Genomic DNA, 17,946 nt, shown 5'->3' on the forward strand with positions numbered 1-17,946 from the left:
GCGTGGGCCAGGGAGTCGAACCGCTCGGGGTAGTCGGACATGTACTTGGTGGTCTTGAACTGGGCCTCGCTGGAGGGGTTGTCGTTGGAGACCTTGGGTCGTGAGTGGCTTCGGGTGACGCCGAGGTCGGTCAGCAGCTGGGAGACCTTCTTGGAGGTCATCGAGGTGCCCCGGTCGGCGTGCACGGCCTCGGGGGCGATGCCGTTGCGCGCGATGGTCTCGCGGATCAGCTCCTCTGCCCGCTCGGCTGATTCGGCCGGTTCGACGGTGTGGCCGACGATGTAGCGGCTGAAGATGTCGATGATGACGTAGGCGTGGTACCAGATGCCCTTGCTGGGGCCGGCGGCTTCGGTGATGTCCCAGGTGAAGACCTGGGAGGGTCCGTCGGCGACGAGTTCGGGCACCGTCCTGGCCGGGTGGGCGGCCTGGCGGCGGCGCTCACCCGACGGCCCGTGTGCGCGCAGGATCCGGTACATGGTGGAGACCGAGCAGTGGTAGCGCCCGGTGTCCAGTTCGCGGGCCCAGATCTGCGCGGGCGCCAGCTCGGCGTACTCGGGGCTGTTCATCAACTCCAGGACCGCATCGCGTTCTTCTGCCGTCAGAGCCGACGGCTGAACCTGTGGCGGCCTGGGCTCGCGCACGGGCAGCGGCTTCAGCCTGCGGTAGTGGGTGGCCCGGGAGCGGCCGGTCAGCCGGCACGCGGCCGTGATGCCCAGCTCGTGTTCGAGGCCGGTGAACGCCTCGTCCACGACGGGATCCGCGGCGTGCGTCAGTCCGCGCTCTCGGAGATCATTTCCAAGAGCGCCGACGCTTTTCCCAGGACCTCCAGCGGCTTCAAGCGTCTGGACGAACTGCTTCCCGGTGCTGGCCGGCGGAAGGCTGGGCGGGCAAAGAATTCAGGGGACACTCCGCGGCGCGCACAGCAGGATGACGCACTGTGAATCCCGCGCTGCTCGGCCTCGCCGTGAACCCCGCCCTCCCGCCCGACCTGGTTGACCGGCTGATCGACGCTGCGGACGAGGAGCTCGCAAGTGAGCTGGCGCTGCGTCCGGACCTGGACCGCGATCAGGTCCGCGCGCTGGCAGCTCGATCTGTCACGGTTGCCGTCCAGCTCGCCTACGGCTGCCGGCTGCAGCCGGAGGATGTCGATCCGGTCTCCCAGCCGTTCGCCGCACTCGCCCTGCTCGACCAGGGGGTCGGCCTGCCACAGTGGGCCCGGCACTTTGCCGCAGATCCGTGCGTGGAACACCGGGAGAAGCTGGCCGCGTGTCCCGGGCTCCAGCCGGACGTGGCCCGAAGCCTCGCCGACGACCCCGGCACCCGGGTCGTCGCCGAACTCGCCCGATGGGCCCCGACGTACCTGGCCGCCGAACTCGCGTGCCATCCGCATGCAGAGGTCCGCCGCGCGGTCGCCGGCAATGAGGCGACGCCAGCGGAGCTGCTGGCGGCGCTGCTCACCGGCGAAGGCCTGCCTGCGGTGCGGTTCTGCCGAGTCTGCGACCAGGAGGAGGTGCCCTTCGTCCATGCGCCGGACTGCCCTCATGGCGATTGCGTGCTGTTGCCCGGGGACGCGTGTGATGGATCCCATCAGTCCGCCGTGCACGACATTCAGTGGCAGGCGCTGCACAACGCGGCCACCCCGGCGCCGGCCGTGGCCCGGTTCACCGACCACCCGTCGGCGCTGCTGCGTGAACTCGTCGCCGCACGCGAGGGTCTGCCGCGGCACGCCTACGCGCAACTGGCCGGGGACCCTGTGCCGTGGGTCCGCGCGGCACTGGCGAAGAACCCGTCGATCGACGAGGCCCTGGTCCGCAGGCTGGCCCAGGACCACGGCCACGACGTCCAGCGGTCCCTCGCACACCATCCGGGCCTGCCGCTGGACGTGTTGGCACAGCTCACCCGCTCCACCAAACTCGGCTCTCCGCTGCTCCCACGCATCGCTGCGGCCACGCTTGCGGAGGTTGTCGACCTCGCCACGGCCGCCGACCCGACCCGGCGCATGCTGGTCGCCCTGCGCCGGGACCTGCCGGACGCGATCCGCGACATGCTCGTCCGCGACTGCGACGCGAAGGTCCTCAAAGCAATCGCCCCGCACCCGGGTCTCACCGAGGACCAGCTGCTCGCCATGATCGACCGTCACGGTCTCCGCGTGGCCGCCAAGGCCGCCACGAACCCTGACGCGACCGCGCTCGTCCTGGAGGGACTGACCCGTCAGCCCGTCTCCGCGCGCAAGGCCTTTCGGGAGGTCGCCCGCCACCCGAACGCCTCGCTCGCGGCGCTTCTCGCATGTCTGGCGGACCCGCAGGCCCGCCGCGTCGCCGCCGCGCGTCCAGAGATCCCTTCCGCAGTCCTCGTCGGCCTTCTGGCCGACGAGGACTGGCAGGTCGTGACGGCGGCCGCCGCCAACCCTTCCCTCCCCGCTGATGTCATGACCGGGCTCCTGCCCTGAGGCGCAGACTGCTCTCGATCGTCCGGCTGTCGGCGGTGGCCTGTTCAATGACCGTCATGAACGTTCAGGAGCTCGTGACTGTGCTTCCCGACCCCGGTGTCCTGCGTGCCCGCTGCCGGGCGCTGGCGCTGCTCGACATCGTGCTCGACGGCTTCGCCCCGAGGCGCGGCTATGTCCCGGGCTGGCGTGCGGGCGTGGACCTGGCCACGATGGAGAACGGTTCCGGTGATCTGTACGGGATCGTCTTCGATCCGGCCGGGGTCTTTCTCTACGGCTTCGACCATGAATGCGACGCCACGCCGTGGCGGGAGTGGCCCAGGGCGCACTGGCCTGGGCTGCTGGAGGGCCTGCCCGCCGCGCTGGCGCACTACCCGGCTGATCCGGAGCTGCAGTTCGAGGGCTTCTTCGACGTGACGGTGTGTGCCTGGCGCGAGACGGGCGCGACCTCGTGGCAGTGCGGTCCTGTGGTTTTCGAGCCGGGGGAGTCCGATGGCGCCGGTTGGCTCTTCGGGGTGCTGACCGACGGCAGTGCCGAGGCCGTCTGCAGTGACGCGGAGGACTACTACGAACGGCCCGTCGACCGGCAGGCTGTCGACGCGCTCCTGGCGGGCGCCCCGCTGAACCCTCGGACGGTCGGTGCGCTCAATCCGGCGGCGGACTTCGAGGTGATGGCCGAGCGTGCCGGCCTACTCGGCTACGCGGTGGCGGATGCCTGAACGGGCGGCCGGCTGTGCCTCCTCTTGTCGGTGCTCGTGAGTAGGGTGCGACCCCAACGCGGCTTCACTGCAAGGAGGATCCTTGGGCGCGAAGACTGGTCTGCTGGTGTACGCCGACGGGGACGTGCCTCGTCGCCTGGGGCAGGTGGGTGGGGCGGACCTGGGGCGGACGGCCGCCATGATGCGGCGCCTGTACCCGGGTTGGGTGATCGAAGCGGCTGGCGGTTCGACCTTGTGGGACGGGGTCTACCCTCCGGACGATCGGGCCTACGCGGCTGTGAGCTGCTCTGGCCTTCTTGGGGTCCAGAATGTCACCGTAGGTCGGTAAGGGGCCAGATGGGGTCGGCCCCGGTGGGTGGGGTGCCGGGGCCGACTCTTCACTGCTCACCAACCCGCGGCGGTGGTCGCCGTTCAGTCCTGATCGGAGAACTCGTAGTTCTTTCGACGGTAGGGGCTGGAGATGGCGGCAAGGCGGCTCGGCGGTCAGATGTCGCCGTGCTCGCTCAGGCTCGGCTCGCCGTCCAGCCGTACCAGCCAGACCGCCTCCGACTGGAAGTGCAGGACCGCGTCACCGGGTACCTGGGCCAGTTCGTCCGCCGGGACCTGACCGTGCCCAAACCCCGTCTGTGCGCCCAGGGTTACTGGCGCCCCTGACCCCCGGCCGACCGGGCCGACGGTGCGCCGGGCCCGGGGTGCGTCAGGGCAGCAGCAGGGCGGCGAGTTCGTCGAGCAGTTCCACCGCCCGGCGCGCCCGCTGATCGTCCGGCACCGCCCGGGCGATCACCGGTTCCACCGGTTCGGCGACCCAGCCGTGGACGGCCTGGCGGGCCATCGCGGAGACGGTGAGCAGGGTGCGCCGGCCGTCCGACGGGTCGGCGGCCGCGTCCAGCAGCCCGCGTTCGCGCAGCCGCGCGACCGACCCGGAGACGTGGCTCTGCGCGAAGCCCGTCCGCACCCGGATCTCCTGGACGGAGCTGGCGGGGTGGCCGAACACGTCGGCGATCACCGCGACCTCGCCGGGGGTGAGGGTCTGCGAAGCCGGGTCGGTGACCATCTCCCGGCCGAGTTCGGTCAGCCGCTTGCCGAGTCTGAGAAGCCGTACGCCGTCCACCCCGAAAGAATACATCTTCACAGATGCATCGGTGCCGATGTAAGTTCTCGGCCATGACGCCCCAGACCCCCGAGGCCCTGAGCCCGGTGTCCCGCACCGCCCTGTCCGTCGCCCTGGTGCGGGCCTACGAGAGCGCCCGGCCCGAACCGCTGTTCACCGACCCCTACGCCGCCGCCTTCGTCGCCGCCGCCGGGATGCCGCTGCCCGACGGGCCCCACGGACCTCTCGCCAGGCGCCTGGTCGCCCAGGGCATCCTGCGCACCCGCTTCTACGACGACCGCCTCCTCGCCGCCGGAACCGGCCAGGTCGTGCTGCTCGCGGCCGGCCTGGACACCCGCGCCCACCGGCTCGCGTGGCCGTCCGGCACCCGACTGTTCGAACTCGACCTCGCCCCGGTGCTGGCCTTCAAGCAGCGGGTCCTGGACGGGCTCGGTGCCGCCCCCGCCTGCGAACGCGTCCCGCTGGCCGCCGACCTGGTCGACCCCGACTGGCCCGCCCTGCTCACCGCGGCCGGGTTCGACCCCGGGCGGCCCACCGCCTGGCTGGCCGAGGGCCTGCTGGTCTACCTGAGCGCCGACGAGGCGGCCGGCCTGCTCGCTGCCGTCGGCGCGCTCTCCGCCCCCGGCAGCCGCCTGCTGCTGGAACAGGGCCGCGACGTCACCGGCACCCCGCAGGACCCGGCGCTCGCCCACATCACCGCACTGTGGCGGGGCGGCCTCGGCCCCGGCACCCACGACTGGCTCGCCGCCCGCGGCTGGACCACCCACCTCACCTCCCTCGACCACCTCGCCACCACCCACGCCCGCCCCCTCCCGCCCGCCGCCGGCCCCGGCGCCCCCGGCTTCATCGAAGCCCACCGCACCGGGCCCGCCGCATGACGGCATAGCTCTGACCTGGCGTGATCCCTTGACCTGCGCTCAGATCGCCTACGGCTCCCTTCAGCGGCTCGCGGCCTTGTGGATCACGTTCGGCGGGGCAGGCGCCGACGGCCTGGGTGAACGTGCGGTTGCCGACAGGTCGACGGCTGTCACGCGGAGTCGCCGAGGGGAGCGGGTGGTCAGAGCCCTCCGTTGTCACCCTGGGTGATTGTCGAGGGGATGCGTCGTGTGTCCGGGCGGGTGGTCTCGGTGGCGGGTCAGGTGAGCCGGTCGCGGTGTCGGGCGGCGGTTTCGGGGACGAGGTGGGCGAAGCGTTCGCGGCCGTGGCCCTGGTGCTGTTCGGCCTGTTCGTCGTCCCGGTCCTCGCCTCGTCGGCATCGGCGTCCTCGTGGTCGGGGTCGTCGTATTCCTCGTGGAGGAGCTGGCAGGCGTGGATGCCGGTGAGGAGGTCTTCGAGGAGGTCGCGGGCGGGGCGTTTGGGGTCGAGGGGGTGAGGCGCAGGCCGGTGTCCTCGGGGTCGGTGTCCGGGCCGGTGTGTTCGGTGAGGTCGTCGTCGAGGTCTTCGAGGTGTTCGCGCACTTGAAGGACGCAGGCTGGCGCCGCGGGTCGTCGGCAGCACCCCCACCGCGCCTGGTCCCGGGCGCGATGGCACGCCGTCGCAGGCCGTCGGCCCCGCCATGTCCGCAGGGTTGCAGCAGTCGTCCCACCGTGCGACATGCGGGAGTCAGTCCCAGGAGGTCGGCCGTCACCGGAGCCCGCACCCGACCCGAAGGCCGCGAAGGGGCGGGGAAGCGGTGGAAGCGTGGGTGTGGCGGATGGGACGGCGGGTATCAATCGCGCGTCGGACAACGCAGTTTGATGCTGTGACACAACGGCGCGGGCCAAGGGAGTGAATGTGCGCGGCGAGGACGTCGGGTGACGGCGGCGAACGCGACGGGCCGTCCGGTGAGCGCCGGTGGCACCGGTCTCGCGGGGCCCGAAGTCGCTGTCGCCGCGTTCCTGCACCGTTGGGGCATGGTGCCCGAGGGCGAGGTGAGGGACCGTCTGCTGCGCACGGGGATCGGCGGCAGTGTGGCCCGGTGCTTTCCGGCGGCCGACGCGGACGGCAAGCGGATCATCACCGAGGCCTTCACCTGGTTCACGGCCTTCGACGACCTCCACGAGCCCGGGACCGGCCCCGGGGCTGCGGACACGGCCGCCGCGATCGCCGGCCTCGTCGCCGTCCTGGACCTGGACGGCGCCGGCGAGTCGCCTGCCGGCTGCGGCACCGGGCAGGGCGCGGCGGTCGCCGCGTTCGCGGCGGTGAGCGCCGAACTGCGCCGCCGGCTCACCCCTGCGCAGTTCGGCCGGCTGGCGGACGCGGTCCGCGGCTACCTCCTCGCCGTGCTGTGGGAGCACTCGGCCCGCGACGTCCGCGCGGCCGACTACCTCGCCATGCGGCGCCACCTGAGTTTCGCCCGTCTGCTCCCGCCGCTGCTCGAATGGACGACGGGCCGCGAACTCCCGGCCGGCCTGCACGACGCCCCGGTGACCCGCCGGCTGCTGACCGAGTTCTGCGACGTCGTCCTGATCCACAACGACCTCGTCTCCTTCGCCTGGGAACAGGCGCACCGGGGACGGGCCGAGGACCTGTCCAACCTGATCACGATCACCGCACGCGACACCGGGCGCCCGAACGCGGAAGCCGCCGCGGTCGTGCGAACGATGCTCGACACGGCGCTCGACCGGTACCGCGTACGGCGCGCCGCCGTGGCGGTCGGCGCCCCACAGGCCGGCGCCTACCTGGGCGCGCTGGACGACTTCCTCGCCGGGCTGCTCTCCAACGGTCTGCCGGGCCGCTACGGAACCGGGCCGGCGCCGCGCGCACCACTTTCCGGCGACGACGGGCGGCACGCATGAGCGGGGGCCCGGTACTGCCCCAAGTGCCCGGCGCGCTACCGCTCCTGGGACACACCGTCGCCCTCCTGCGCGCGCCGCTGGCGTTCCTGGAGCGGCTTCCGGCGTACGGCGAAGTGGTGGAGGTCCGCCTCGCCGGCCGCAGGATCGTCGTGGTGTGCGACCCGGAGCTGACCCGGACGATGCTGGTCCACGACCGGGTCTTCGACAAGGGCGGCCCGCTCTACCAGCGGCTGCGCGAGGCGGGCGGGCACGGTGTCGCCAGCTGCCCCGCGAGCGACCACCGCCGCCAGCGCCGCCTCGTCCAACCGGCGTTCCACCAGCCCCGACTGCCCGGCTACGCCCAGGTCATGACCGACCGCGTGGAGAAGGCTCTCGGCAGCTGGCGCAGCGGGCAGCGGATCGACCTCACCCAGGAGGCCCGGAAGATCACCGCCGGCGTGGTCATCGCCGCCTTCTTCGGCACCGGCCTGGACGAGGCCGCCCACGCCCGCCTGGCCGCCGACTTCACCGTCATGATGGCGGGCTTCTCCCGGCGCATCCTCATGCCCGAGGCGCTGTGCGCACTCCCCATCCCCGGAAACCTGCGCCACCGGAGAGCCACCGAACGCATCCGCCAGGAGCTGGGCCGGCTGATCGCCGACCAACGCAGCGCCGACACGGCCGCGGACGCCGCCCCGAACCTGCTGTCCCTGCTGCTGGCGGCCCGCGACCCCGACAGCGACGCCGACGCCTTCACCGACCACGAACTCGTCGACCAGGCCATCACCATGTACACCGCGGGCACCGAGACCACCGCGGGCGCGGTCTGCTGGGCGCTCCACCTCGCCGCCACCCACCCCGACGCCCAGGAGAAGCTGCGCACCGAGGCGCGCACCGTCCTCGGCGGACGCGCCGCGACCTGGGAGGACCTGCCCCGACTCGGCTACACCCGGCAGGTCCTCACCGAAGCGATCCGGATGTACCCGCCGGGCTGGTTCCTCACCCGGGAGACCACCGGCGCCACCGAACTCGGCGGACACCACCTGCCGGCCGGCACGACCGTCGCCTACAGCCCCTACCTGATCGGGCGCCTGCCCGCGCTCTACGAGGACCCCGGCCGCTTCGACCCCGACCGCTGGCAGGCAGGAGAACGGACTCCGCAGGCCCCGGCCACCGTCTTCGGCGGCGGCGCCCGCTCCTGCGTCGGCGACCGGTTCGCCATGGTCGAGGGCGTCCTGCTGCTCGCCTCCATGGTCGGCCGCTGGCACCTCGAACTCACCCCCGACAGCCTCGCACTGCCCCGGCTCCCGCAACTCACCCTCAACCCCGGCCGCATGAGGGCCACCGTCACCGTACCCAGCGGGATCGACACCCCGCCGCAGCGGCAGTGCCCGGCGTCATGAACCACACCGTCGCCAGGCCCGCCCTGCCCGGCCCCGGCGCCCTGCCCGGCCCCGGCGCCCTGCCCGGCCCCGGCGGAGCCGCGCAGCGCGCCGAGCGGGCGCGGCACCTCCTCGAACAGGTCGACGCCGACCCGTGGGGGCAGTTCACCCCGTCCGTCTACGAGACCGCACGCGTCCACGCCCACCTGCCCCGCCTGCCCGGCGCCGCGAAGAGAGTCGGATGGCTCCTCGACCAGCAGAGGGCCGACGGCCGGTGGGGCACCGGCTCCACCGGACACCAGGTGCTTCCGACCCTCAGCGCCACCGCCGCGCTGCTGTCCCACCTGCACGACGAGCCGCCACAAGGCCGGATCCCGGCAGCCGTCACCCGTGCCCTGGCCGCCCTGCGGCACATACCCGGCCACGGCGCACCACCGGACACCGCAGCCGTCGAACTCCTCGTCCCCGCCCTGCTGGCCGAGGTCAACCGGCTCCTCGACGCCCCGGCCACCGGCCGGTACCCCGCACTGCACCACTCACCCCGCCTCGGCCCGCTCTGCGGCCAACCCGCCGACCTTCCCACCGCGCTCACGCACCGGCTCCACCGGCTGCCGCAACTGCCCGTCAAATGGCACCACTGCTACGAGGCACTGGCCGCCCGGATCCCCGACCGCCTCGTCCCGCCGCCTCCCACCGGGCTGCTCGGCGCCTCGCCCGCCGCCACCGCCGCCTGGCTCGCCACCACACCCGCCTCCCCCTCCCACCGCCCGGCCGCAGCCGCCCTCGAAGCCACCGCGCACCGCTACCGCGGCCTGCTGCCCGAAACGGCCCCACTGGCGGCGTTCGAACGCCTCTGGGTCCTCTCCGCGTTCGCCAAGACCGGACTGCTGACCGGAGCCGAACACCTGGCCCGACGATGGCTCGAACCCCTCACCGAGCACGGCAGCGTGCGCGGCGCACCCGGACTCGCGCCGGACGCCGACGACACCGCCATGGCGCTCTTCGTCGCCGCCGAACTCGGCCTGCCACACGACCACGACGCGCTCGCCCCGTTCCGGACCGGCGACCACTTCGCCTGCTACCTCGGCGAGGACACCGGCTCCCTTTCCGCCAACGCCCACGCCCTGCTCGCGCTCGGCGCCTGCCTGCCCCACCACCCGGCCCACCGCGAGGCAGTCGCCGCACTGCGCACCTGGCTCACCTCCCAGCAGACCCCCGCCGGCCACTGGACCGACAAGTGGCACGCCTCACCCCTGTACGCGACCAGCCGCGCCGCCACCGCACTGGCCCGCCACGGCGGCCCCACCGCCCGCCCCGCACTGCGCCGCGCCGCCGAATGGGCGATGCGGACCCAGCACCCCGACGGCTCCTGGGGCATCTGGGGCCCCAGCGCCGAGGAAACCGCCTACGGCAGCCAGATCCTGCTCGCCGCCCCGACCACCCCCACCGAGCCCCTCACCCGCGCCCGCACCTACCTCGCCGACCACCTGACCGACGCCCCCGCGAACCCGCCCCTGTGGCAGGACAAGACCCTCTACACCCCCACAGCCGTCGTCGAGGCCGAGCTCCTCGCCACCCTCCACACACTTCCCTGAACAACCCCGGCCACCAGTTGGGCCGGACGGACACCCCGAACCCCACCGAGAGGAGCACCACGCCACCCGTCGCCACGCCGGGTACGGCGCGGGCACAGCGGCGATCCGACGTAGCCTGCGCCGACCTGACCCATCGTCAACCACCCCTCCGTCATCCCGTCGAGGACCGTGCTGATCGACATCGGGCGGTGACGGCGGCGGTCTCCCGGGATCGCAACCGGGGGACTTTCCCGGCGGCCGGCGGCCGGTGGCCTGTTGGCGGGCCGGCCGCGCCGGTGGACGGCGTCGCGGTGGCGCCGCTCGGTCGCCTCCAGCTCGGCGCGGGCCTCGGTGACCTGCCGGTGCCGAGGTTCGCCGCCTCGTCGGGCGTGGCGGCAGAGCGCGCGGGGCGGTGCGCGAAGCACGTCAGAACCACGCGGTGGTGATCGTGTACGAGTCCGGTCCGGTGGTGTCGGGGTCCACCGGCTGACCGGCCTGGGGCGCGTGTCGCCTCCCGTGTCGCAGACCACCCGTCTGACCTGCGACGATTGCCACCGTGCTCGCTGAGCAGCCTGCCCTTACCCGCACTGCCACGTGTGAACGTGGAGCGAAAGGAAGTCCCATGATCTTCATCACGGTCAAGTTCGCGGTCCGCCCCGAGCGCGCCGACGACTGGCTCGGCCTGGTCGACGACTTCACCCAGGCCACCCGCAACGAGCCCGGCAACCTCTTCTTCGAGTGGTCCCGCAGCGTCGACAACCCCGACGAGTTCGTCCTGGTCGAGGCGTTCCGCGACGGCGACGCGGGCAAGGAGCACGTGGAGTCCGCGCACTTCACCAAGGCCATGGACGACCTGTCGTACGCGGTGGCCACCAAGCCGCAGATCGTCTCGATCGAGATCCCCGGCATGGACGGCTGGGGGGAGATGGGCGAGATCACCCCCCGGTGACCTCCGAGGGCTGCTGTGCCCGAGGAGCGCAGGAGCCGGGGAGAGGAAGGGACCGTGTCGGTTGACCACGGGGAACGGCCGGTCGATCCGAGGATCGACCGGCCGTTCGGTGTCCGTGGACGCGGCTGAACGCCGATGGGGACAGCAGGCCTCACCTGCGGGGTGGTGCGGGAGACGCTGGAAACGTTCCGCTCGATCAGGTCCAGCAGGCGTCGGACGGCCTCGTCCGCGTCGGGCCGGTGGACGGCGACGATGCGGCTGTACGGGCAGGGGGAGGAGCCCAGTGGGCTTCACCCCGGACTATCGGTCTTCGGGAGATCCGGACGGAGCCCGTAACAGGTGTGCTGCCAGTCCAGTATCCGGAGCGACTCCCCTGGCTTGCTGCAGCCGGCGAGGCCGTCCCGCACGACGTCGACCAGACGGTCGAGCTTTCGGTAGCCGGGGTCGTCGTTCAGCTCGTCGAGACTCCACGTGATCGAAGGCGAGGGCTCCGTGATGCCCGGGAACTCGTAAATGCTGGGCCGGAAGTCGAACTTGGCATCGAAGCGGTCCCAGGTCCCGGCGTATTCGGGGTCGTACAGCCGGGCGGCGCCGGGTGACCCCGCCGAGGGGCTGACCTCCGTTTGACAGGTCCCGTCGGCGACAGCGAACCTACTCTAGGTATCCGATTCGTCACTTCTTGTGATCGATGGCGCCACACCGTCCGTGTGCGAATCCGCTGCCGCCCGCCACCTCACGCGAGGAGCCCCACCGTGACCATGACTCCCATCCGTCCCACGGCCGTCCCATCCGTCGAGCAGCTGCCCCAGCCGGAGCTGCGTGGGTCCACCGACATCCAGGGCAACATCCTGGCCGCGTTCAACAAGGACTTCACGGACTTCCGCTACCTGCACTTCCCTGACGCCGCCAGGGGCCGCGGCTGGCTCTCCGCGATCCTCAACACCGTCGCGACGACCAATGAGACGGAGGACTTCAACGAGCAGTTCTCGCTGGCCCGCCGGGCCTTCGGCCGCGACCCCGCGATCACGGCCGTCCGCTGCGGGGTCTCCCTCACCTTCGAGGGCCTCGTGACGGTCGCCAACAAGCCCGACCAGATCAAGAAGGACCTCAGCGCCTTCGCGTCGTTCTGCGCGGGCGCGGCCGCGCGGGCCCAGGATCTCGGGGACACCGGCGAGAGCGACCCCAAGACCTGGCTGTTCGGGGCCGGGACCGGCGACAAGGTCGTGCACGCGGTCCTCGTCGTCGCCGCGGACACCGAGGAACTGCTGAGGGAGAAGCTGAAGAACCTCGACACGGTCGAGCAGACCCACCAGATCACGCGCGTCCATGTCGACGAGGGCCGCACCCTGACGGGCGACCTGAAGGGCCACGAGCACTTCGGCTACAAGGACGGCATCTCCCAGCCCGGCGTCAAGGACTTCCACCGCGAGGACGCGGGCCGCAAGGGCTTCCGCGACAACCACGCCGGGACCGAGCTGATCGAACCCGGCGAGTTCGTCTTCGGCTACAAGAGCGAACAGGGCGACCGGAAGGCGCCGGCGTGGATGAAGAACGGCTCCCTCCAGGTGGTGCGCCGCCTTCGCCAGGACGTCGCCGGCTGGAACAAGGCCGTGGTGGACGGCGTCAAGGACTTCACCGGGAACATGGACGCCAACCGGCTCGGTGCCTGTCTGGTCGGCCGGGCCAAGGACGGCACACCGCTCGCCCCGCCGTGCAGCGCCGTGACCGGCCTCGGCTCGGACCGCAACGACTTCGACTACGTGAACGACGCCATCGGCCAGCACACCCCCTGGGCCGCGCACATCCGCCGCACCCATCCGCGCGCCTTCGCCGGCATCGTCGACAACAAGCCGAAGAGCCACCGCCTGATGCGCCGCGGCATCCCGTACGGCCCTGAGTTCAAGGGCGGCCCGGACGACGGCAAGGACCGCGGGCTGATGTTCGTCTGTTACGGCAGCTCGCTGGAGGAGCAGTTCGAACTGGTCCAGCAGCACTGGTCCAACTCCGACACGTTCCCCCCTGGGGAGAGCCGGCCCGACCAGGTGGTCGCCAACGGCTTCGACAAGGTCATCGGTCTCGCCGGCCAGGCCTCGATCGAGCTCGCGGACGGTACCTCCGGCACGGTCGACATGAAGCGCTTCGTCCGTACCACGGGCGCGCTCTACGCCTTCACCCCCTCGATCAGCACGCTGCGGCTGCTCGCCGAGGGCAAGGACCTCCCCGACAAGTCGATCGGCTCCTGAGCGGCGAGGAGAAGCCATGAGCGAGAACCCCACCGTCGAGGGCACGGCCAACGACCGCGCCCGCCGGCGAACCTGCCAGGAGCTGGCCCGCGAGCTGCTGCTGGTCGGTCCGGACGACAAGGACCTGAAACTGCGCTACCTCGACGTCCTGATCAAGGAGGGCGTCCCGAAGACCGACCAGCCCAAGGACGTGCTGATCGTCGGCGCCGGGATCGCCGGTCTGGTCGCCGGGAAGCTGCTCAAGGACGCCGGGCACAACGTCACCATCCTGGAGGCCAACGCCAGCCGGGTCGGCGGGCGGATCAAGACCTTCCGCTCCACCGGCGACGAGCAGGACGGCCCGTTCTACGACCCGGAGCAGTACGGGGAGGCCGGGGCGATGCGGCTGCCCAGCTTCCACCCGCTCACCCTGGCCCTGGTCGACAGCCTCGGCCTGCGCAGGCAGCTGTTCTACAACGTCGACGTCGACCCCGACACCGGCAACCAGAACGCGCCCGTCCCGCCGGTGGTCTACGAGTCCTTCGAGGACGACAAGGTCTGGAAGTACGGCGAGGACAGCCCGGACTTCCGCGAGCCGGTCAAGCGCTTCAACAGCTGGATCCGCACCAACCGGATCCAGGCCCGCCGCAGCGAGTACGCCGCCGACCCGAGCGGCATCAACGAGGGCTTCCACCTCACCGGCGACGAGGCGCGGATCACCGCCGCCGAGATGGTCAACCAGGCACTGGAGCCGGTCCGCGACTACTACTCGTACATTGAGAACGGCAAGCGGGTGCGCAAGCCGTTCGCCGAGTGGCTGGACGGCTGGGCCCGGGTGATCCGCGACTTCGACGGCTACTCGATGGGCCGCTTCCTGCGCGAGTACGCGGGCTTCAGCGACGAGGCCATCGAGGCGGTCGGCACGATCGAGAACATGACCTCGCGGCTGCACCTGTCCTTCTTCCACACCTTCCTGGGCCGCAGCGACATCAACCCGGACGCCACCTACTGGGAGATCGTCGGCGGCAGCTGGCAACTGCCCTACGCCCTCGCCGAGGACCTCCGGGACGAGCTCGAAATGGGCGAGCGGATGATCCGAATGGAGTACTGGGACCCGCGCCGCGACGGCGGGGCCGGCCAGGACGTCGGACCGAACGGGCCGCAGGTCGCCGTCCACACCGTGCCCGAGGGCAACCCGGAGGCCGAACCCACGGTCTGGAAGGGCGACTTCGCGATCGTCACCGTCCCGTTCTCCGCGCTGCGGTTCGTTCAGGTCGCACCCCCGTTCTCGTACAAGAAGCGCAGGGCGATCATCGAGACGCACTACGACCAGGCCACCAAGGTGCTGCTGGAATTCTCCCGCCGGTGGTGGGAGTTCACCGAGGCGGACTGGAAGGCCGAGCTCGACTCCATTGAGCCGGGCCTGTACGAGTACTACCAGCGGGCCGGCGAGGAGGACGCCGAGGCGGCCGTCGCGGCCGCGCACAACGGGCACCGGCCCCCGCCCAACCTGCCGAAGGTGCTGCTCGGCGCCCACCGGAGCGTGGACTCCAACCGGATCGGCCAGGACCAGTTGGAGGCCTACCGGCACACCCCGCTGCACCGGGCGAGCGTGCGCCCCGCCACCAACTGCATTGGTGGCGGCTCGACCACCGACAACCCGAACCGCTTCATGTACTACCCCTCGCACCCGGTGCCCGACAGCGACGGCGGCGGCGTGGTGCTGGCCAGCTACAGCTGGTCGGACGACGCGGTGCGCTGGGACTCGATGGAGGACTACGAGCGGTACGTCTACGCGCTGCGCAACCTCCAGTCGGTGCACGGCCGGCGGATCGAGGTGTTCTACACCGGCTACGGGAAGACCCAGAGCTGGCTGCGCGACCCGTACGCCTTCGGCGAGGCAGCCGTCTACACCCCGCACCAGATGACCAGCTTCCACCTCGACGTGGTCAAGCCGGAGGGCCCGGTGCACTTCGCCGGCGAGCACGTCTCGCTCAAGCACGCCTGGATCGAGGGCGCGGTGGAAACCGCCGTCCGGGCGGCCATCGCCGTGCACGAGGCGCCACCACCGCCACCCCCGGCGGAGCCGGAGATCCGGCCCGAGGCGCAGGTCCGCCGGGAACGCCGAGAGGAGATGCTGAGCAGATGAGCGGCGATGACGATTGGACAGTGGGCCGTTACCTGGCCACCAGGTTGGAGCAGTTGGGCATCCGGTACCTGTTCGGGGTGCCGGGCGACTTCCTCGGCCCGTTCCTGACGATCATGCACGCCACCACCGGGGTGCGCTGGATCGGAACCCCGACCGAGATGGGTGGCGGCTACGCCGCGGACGCCTACGCCCGGGTGCGGGCCGCCGACGCCGACCTGGACAAGGGTGAGCAGGGCATCGGCGCCGTCGCGGTGACCTACGGGGTGGGCGCGTTCAGCCTGCTCAACACGATCGGCGGCGCGTACGTCGAGGACGTGCCGCTGATCGCGATCAACGCGGCGCCCTCGTACGAACAGTGGCTCAACTACCAGGCGGTCGGCCTGCTCACCTCGCACATGAGCCGGCGCCGGGAGAGCAACCTGGACATCTACCGGCAGGTCACGGTGGACGCGCAGGTGCTCTCCAACCCGGGGCTCGCGCCCTGGCAGATCGACAGCGCGATCACCGCGTGCCTGACCGGGCGCAAGCCGGTCTACCTGGAGGTGATGGAGGACCTCTGGCACGCGCCGTGCGATCCTCCGCAGGGTGAACTCCGGGCTCGTGAGCGGACGTTCACCAAGCGGAATGAGGAGATGCTGGCCAAGGCGGTCACGGCGGCGGTGGAGCTGATCAGTGAGTTCGGCACGCCGATCGTCTGGGCCGGCGAGGAACTGGTCCGCCAGCGGCTGGAAGGCGAACTGCTGGAGTTCGTCCAGAGCACCCGGATGCAGTTCTGCACCACGGTCGGCGCGAAGTCCGTGGTCTCCGAACGGCATCCGCAGTTCGCCGGCGTCTACAACGGCAAGGCGAGCCTGCCGGAGATCCGGAAGACCTTCAAGAACGCCGGGTGCCGGATCGGACTGGGGACCTGGTCCACGTCCAAGAACCTCGGCGGCGAGCAGTCGATCGGCGATGACTGGATCGTGGCGGCCCGCGACGGCGTCAGCGTCGGCGCCAGGTACTTCCCCGAGGTCCAACTGGGGCGGTTCGTACCGGCGTTGCGCAACGCACTGGCGGGACAGACGTTCGCGGCCGACCACTTCGCGCTGGCGCACGCGGCGGGCCTGGACGTCCCGGCCAGCACGTCCGATTTCCTGGACTCGCTGAGCTCCGCCCGGTATCCGGCGGAGCTGACGTACGACAGCTTCTTCCAGCACGTCAACTTCTTCCTGGAGCACCAGGCCACCGGCGGGGACCCGCAGGCCCCCTCGCCGTTCACGGTGGTCTCGGACGCGGCGTTCGCGCTGCTCGGGTCCATGAACCTGCGGATCACCGAACGGGCCGGCTTCCTGGCGCAGAACAGCTGGCTGTCCATCGGCTACTCGGTCGGCGCGGCCACCGGCGTGGCGCTGGGCCGACAGCAGCCGATGAAGCGGCCGCTGGTGTTCGTCGGGGACGGCTCGTTCCAGGAGATCTGCCAGGAGCTGTCCACCCAGGTGCGCCACCACCTGCGGCCGGTGGTCTTCGTACTGGACAACGAGGGCTTCTACGGCATCGAGCAGATGCTGGTCAGCCCCTGCTACTACAAGGAGAAGCCGTCCGACGGGGCCGACTTCTACAACGTGCTGCACCCGTGGCGGTACGAGAAGCTGGCCGAGGTCTTCGGTACGGAAAAGGACCGGATGCACGGGTACGAGGTCACCACCCACGCCGAGCTCGATTCACTGCTGCTCGACATTGCCGATCCGGGCAACGACATCAACCACGCCCCGATCCTGGCCCGGGTCCGGCTCAGCCGGCACGACTACCCGCGGGCACTCCAGTACAAGATCGACGAGAAGTGCAAGTAACCGCCGTACGGCGCACCCGCCCCGGTCCGAGACCGGGGCCGGTGCGCGCCGCACCGCCCCCCCTACCTGCTCAAGACCCGGTGAACGCCGGCGCGGCTGTGCTGCCAGTCTGGATCCGACCCTTTGAAGACGGTCTCCAGTGTCTTGCGGATCTCGCCGGGGCCCGCGCCGCCAGGCGCGCATCCTCGCCGCGCGGCGCCGGCGGACAGGTGGCTTCGCCCATGCCCTGAGCGCGGCCCGGGCGGCAGTGGCGGGACGCCTCGGGATTGCCGGTGCCGGCAGCCCGGAGAGCTCCCGTCATCACAGGTCACAACGCGGGTCTTCGTCTTCAGGGCACCCGTCGGCAGTCATCGTTCGGTAGATCCACTTCAAATCTCGAGCACGCGTTTCACATATCCCCCTCTTTGGGCGGCCTCGATGCTCTAGATTGATTTTCGCCTCGCATGGTCGGACGCGAGGCGACAAATAATGATCTACAGGTCCGGTGCTGCGGACGGCCGGTAGTCGCGTCCCCGGCGGCAGACGTGGGGTGATCAATTCTTGGCGCCCGAGAGGGGGCTTTGAGTGTGGAGAGCAACCGTCGACGGTTTCCCGCGCATCTCGGGACTCTGGCAGGACATTCGGGTCCGCCGGCGCCTGGGCGGGATGTTCGAGTAGCGCTGCAATAGCCGGTTTGCCGTCCGCGGGGGGTGGGGCCTCCCGGGGGTAGGAACAGCGCGGCACGGGAGGCGGGGCCTCCCAAGGGGAGGAACAGTGCGGGAGGCGCGGGCCTCCCGGGGGGAGGAACCGTGTGGAGCGAACACGTCGAA

At 71.3% G+C, this 17,946-nt stretch carries 14 protein-coding genes; 11 read left to right on the plus strand and 3 right to left on the minus strand.

Annotated features, from left to right (window positions below; genetic code table 11):
• Window positions 1-749 (minus strand): DDE-type integrase/transposase/recombinase (locus tag AB0P06_RS15035; protein ID WP_363607691.1); only part of this gene is annotated, 749 nt, incomplete at its 3' end.
• 188 nt (window positions 750-937) lie between these two features.
• Here AB0P06_RS15035 and AB0P06_RS15040 point away from each other — a divergent pair.
• From AB0P06_RS15040 to AB0P06_RS15050, 3 genes are all read left to right on the plus strand, one after another.
• A complete protein-coding gene (locus AB0P06_RS15040; protein ID WP_363607692.1) occupies window positions 938-2,449 on the plus strand; it encodes a hypothetical protein in 1,512 nt (503 codons plus the stop codon).
• Between the two features lie 56 nt (window positions 2,450-2,505).
• Entirely contained in the window at window positions 2,506-3,165 is a 660-nt protein-coding gene (locus AB0P06_RS15045) for a hypothetical protein (RefSeq protein WP_363607693.1), read from the plus strand.
• Between the two features lie 495 nt (window positions 3,166-3,660).
• Window positions 3,661-3,819: a hypothetical protein gene (locus tag AB0P06_RS15050; RefSeq protein WP_363607694.1), complete on the plus strand. Its 159-nt coding sequence runs from the start codon at window positions 3,661-3,663 to the stop codon at window positions 3,817-3,819.
• Between the two features lie 43 nt (window positions 3,820-3,862).
• On the opposite strand, the gene AB0P06_RS15055 is transcribed toward AB0P06_RS15050, so the two are convergent.
• The gene (locus AB0P06_RS15055) at window positions 3,863-4,291 is read right to left on the minus strand and encodes a helix-turn-helix domain-containing protein (protein ID WP_363607794.1); all 429 of its coding nucleotides are present in this window, start codon (window positions 4,289-4,291) and stop codon (window positions 3,863-3,865) included.
• A gap of 38 nt (window positions 4,292-4,329) precedes the next feature.
• On the opposite strand from AB0P06_RS15055, the gene AB0P06_RS15060 reads away from it, so the two are divergent.
• The 5 genes from AB0P06_RS15060 to AB0P06_RS15080 all read left to right on the plus strand — a co-directional run bounded on the left by AB0P06_RS15060 (window position 4,330) and on the right by AB0P06_RS15080 (window position 10,937).
• On the plus strand, window positions 4,330-5,154 hold the full coding sequence (locus tag AB0P06_RS15060; protein WP_363607695.1) for an SAM-dependent methyltransferase: 825 nt from the start codon (window positions 4,330-4,332) through the stop codon (window positions 5,152-5,154).
• A gap of 915 nt (window positions 5,155-6,069) precedes the next feature.
• Window positions 6,070-7,053 (plus strand): hypothetical protein, encoded by a 984-nt coding sequence (locus tag AB0P06_RS15065; protein ID WP_363607696.1) that lies wholly within the window; start codon window positions 6,070-6,072, stop codon window positions 7,051-7,053.
• Entirely contained in the window at window positions 7,050-8,435 is a 1,386-nt protein-coding gene (locus AB0P06_RS15070; RefSeq protein WP_363607697.1) for a cytochrome P450, read from the plus strand. The genes AB0P06_RS15065 and AB0P06_RS15070 overlap by 4 nt, the downstream gene beginning before the upstream one ends.
• Window positions 8,432-10,009, plus strand: coding sequence for a prenyltransferase (locus tag AB0P06_RS15075; RefSeq protein ID WP_363607698.1), 1,578 nt, complete (start codon window positions 8,432-8,434; stop codon window positions 10,007-10,009). The genes AB0P06_RS15070 and AB0P06_RS15075 overlap by 4 nt, the downstream gene beginning before the upstream one ends.
• A gap of 601 nt (window positions 10,010-10,610) precedes the next feature.
• Complete coding sequence (locus tag AB0P06_RS15080; RefSeq protein ID WP_363607699.1) at window positions 10,611-10,937, plus strand: putative quinol monooxygenase; 327 nt, start codon at window positions 10,611-10,613, stop codon at window positions 10,935-10,937.
• A 290-nt stretch (window positions 10,938-11,227) separates the two neighbouring features.
• Here the strand turns inward: AB0P06_RS15080 and AB0P06_RS15085 are convergent, their stop codons facing one another.
• Window positions 11,228-11,518 (minus strand): DUF2716 domain-containing protein, encoded by a 291-nt coding sequence (locus AB0P06_RS15085; protein ID WP_363607795.1) that lies wholly within the window; start codon window positions 11,516-11,518, stop codon window positions 11,228-11,230.
• Between the two features lie 177 nt (window positions 11,519-11,695).
• On the opposite strand from AB0P06_RS15085, the gene AB0P06_RS15090 reads away from it, so the two are divergent.
• The 3 genes from AB0P06_RS15090 to AB0P06_RS15100 are packed head-to-tail and all read left to right on the plus strand — an operon-like array spanning window position 11,696 to window position 17,137.
• Window positions 11,696-13,180, plus strand: a complete 1,485-nt coding sequence (locus AB0P06_RS15090) for a Dyp-type peroxidase (protein ID WP_363607796.1) — start codon at window positions 11,696-11,698, stop codon at window positions 13,178-13,180.
• Window positions 13,181-13,196: 16 nt separating this feature from the next.
• Window positions 13,197-15,308, plus strand: a complete 2,112-nt coding sequence (locus AB0P06_RS15095; RefSeq protein WP_363607700.1) for an FAD-dependent oxidoreductase — start codon at window positions 13,197-13,199, stop codon at window positions 15,306-15,308.
• Window positions 15,305-17,137, plus strand: a complete 1,833-nt coding sequence (locus tag AB0P06_RS15100) for a thiamine pyrophosphate-binding protein (RefSeq protein ID WP_363607701.1) — start codon at window positions 15,305-15,307, stop codon at window positions 17,135-17,137. Before AB0P06_RS15095 ends, AB0P06_RS15100 begins: the two co-directional genes overlap by 4 nt.
• Window positions 17,138-17,946: the final 809 nt, after the last annotated feature.

The sequence above is a fragment of the Kitasatospora sp. NPDC088351 genome (genome assembly GCF_040685575.1).
Lineage (GTDB): Bacteria > Actinomycetota > Actinomycetes > Streptomycetales > Streptomycetaceae > Kitasatospora.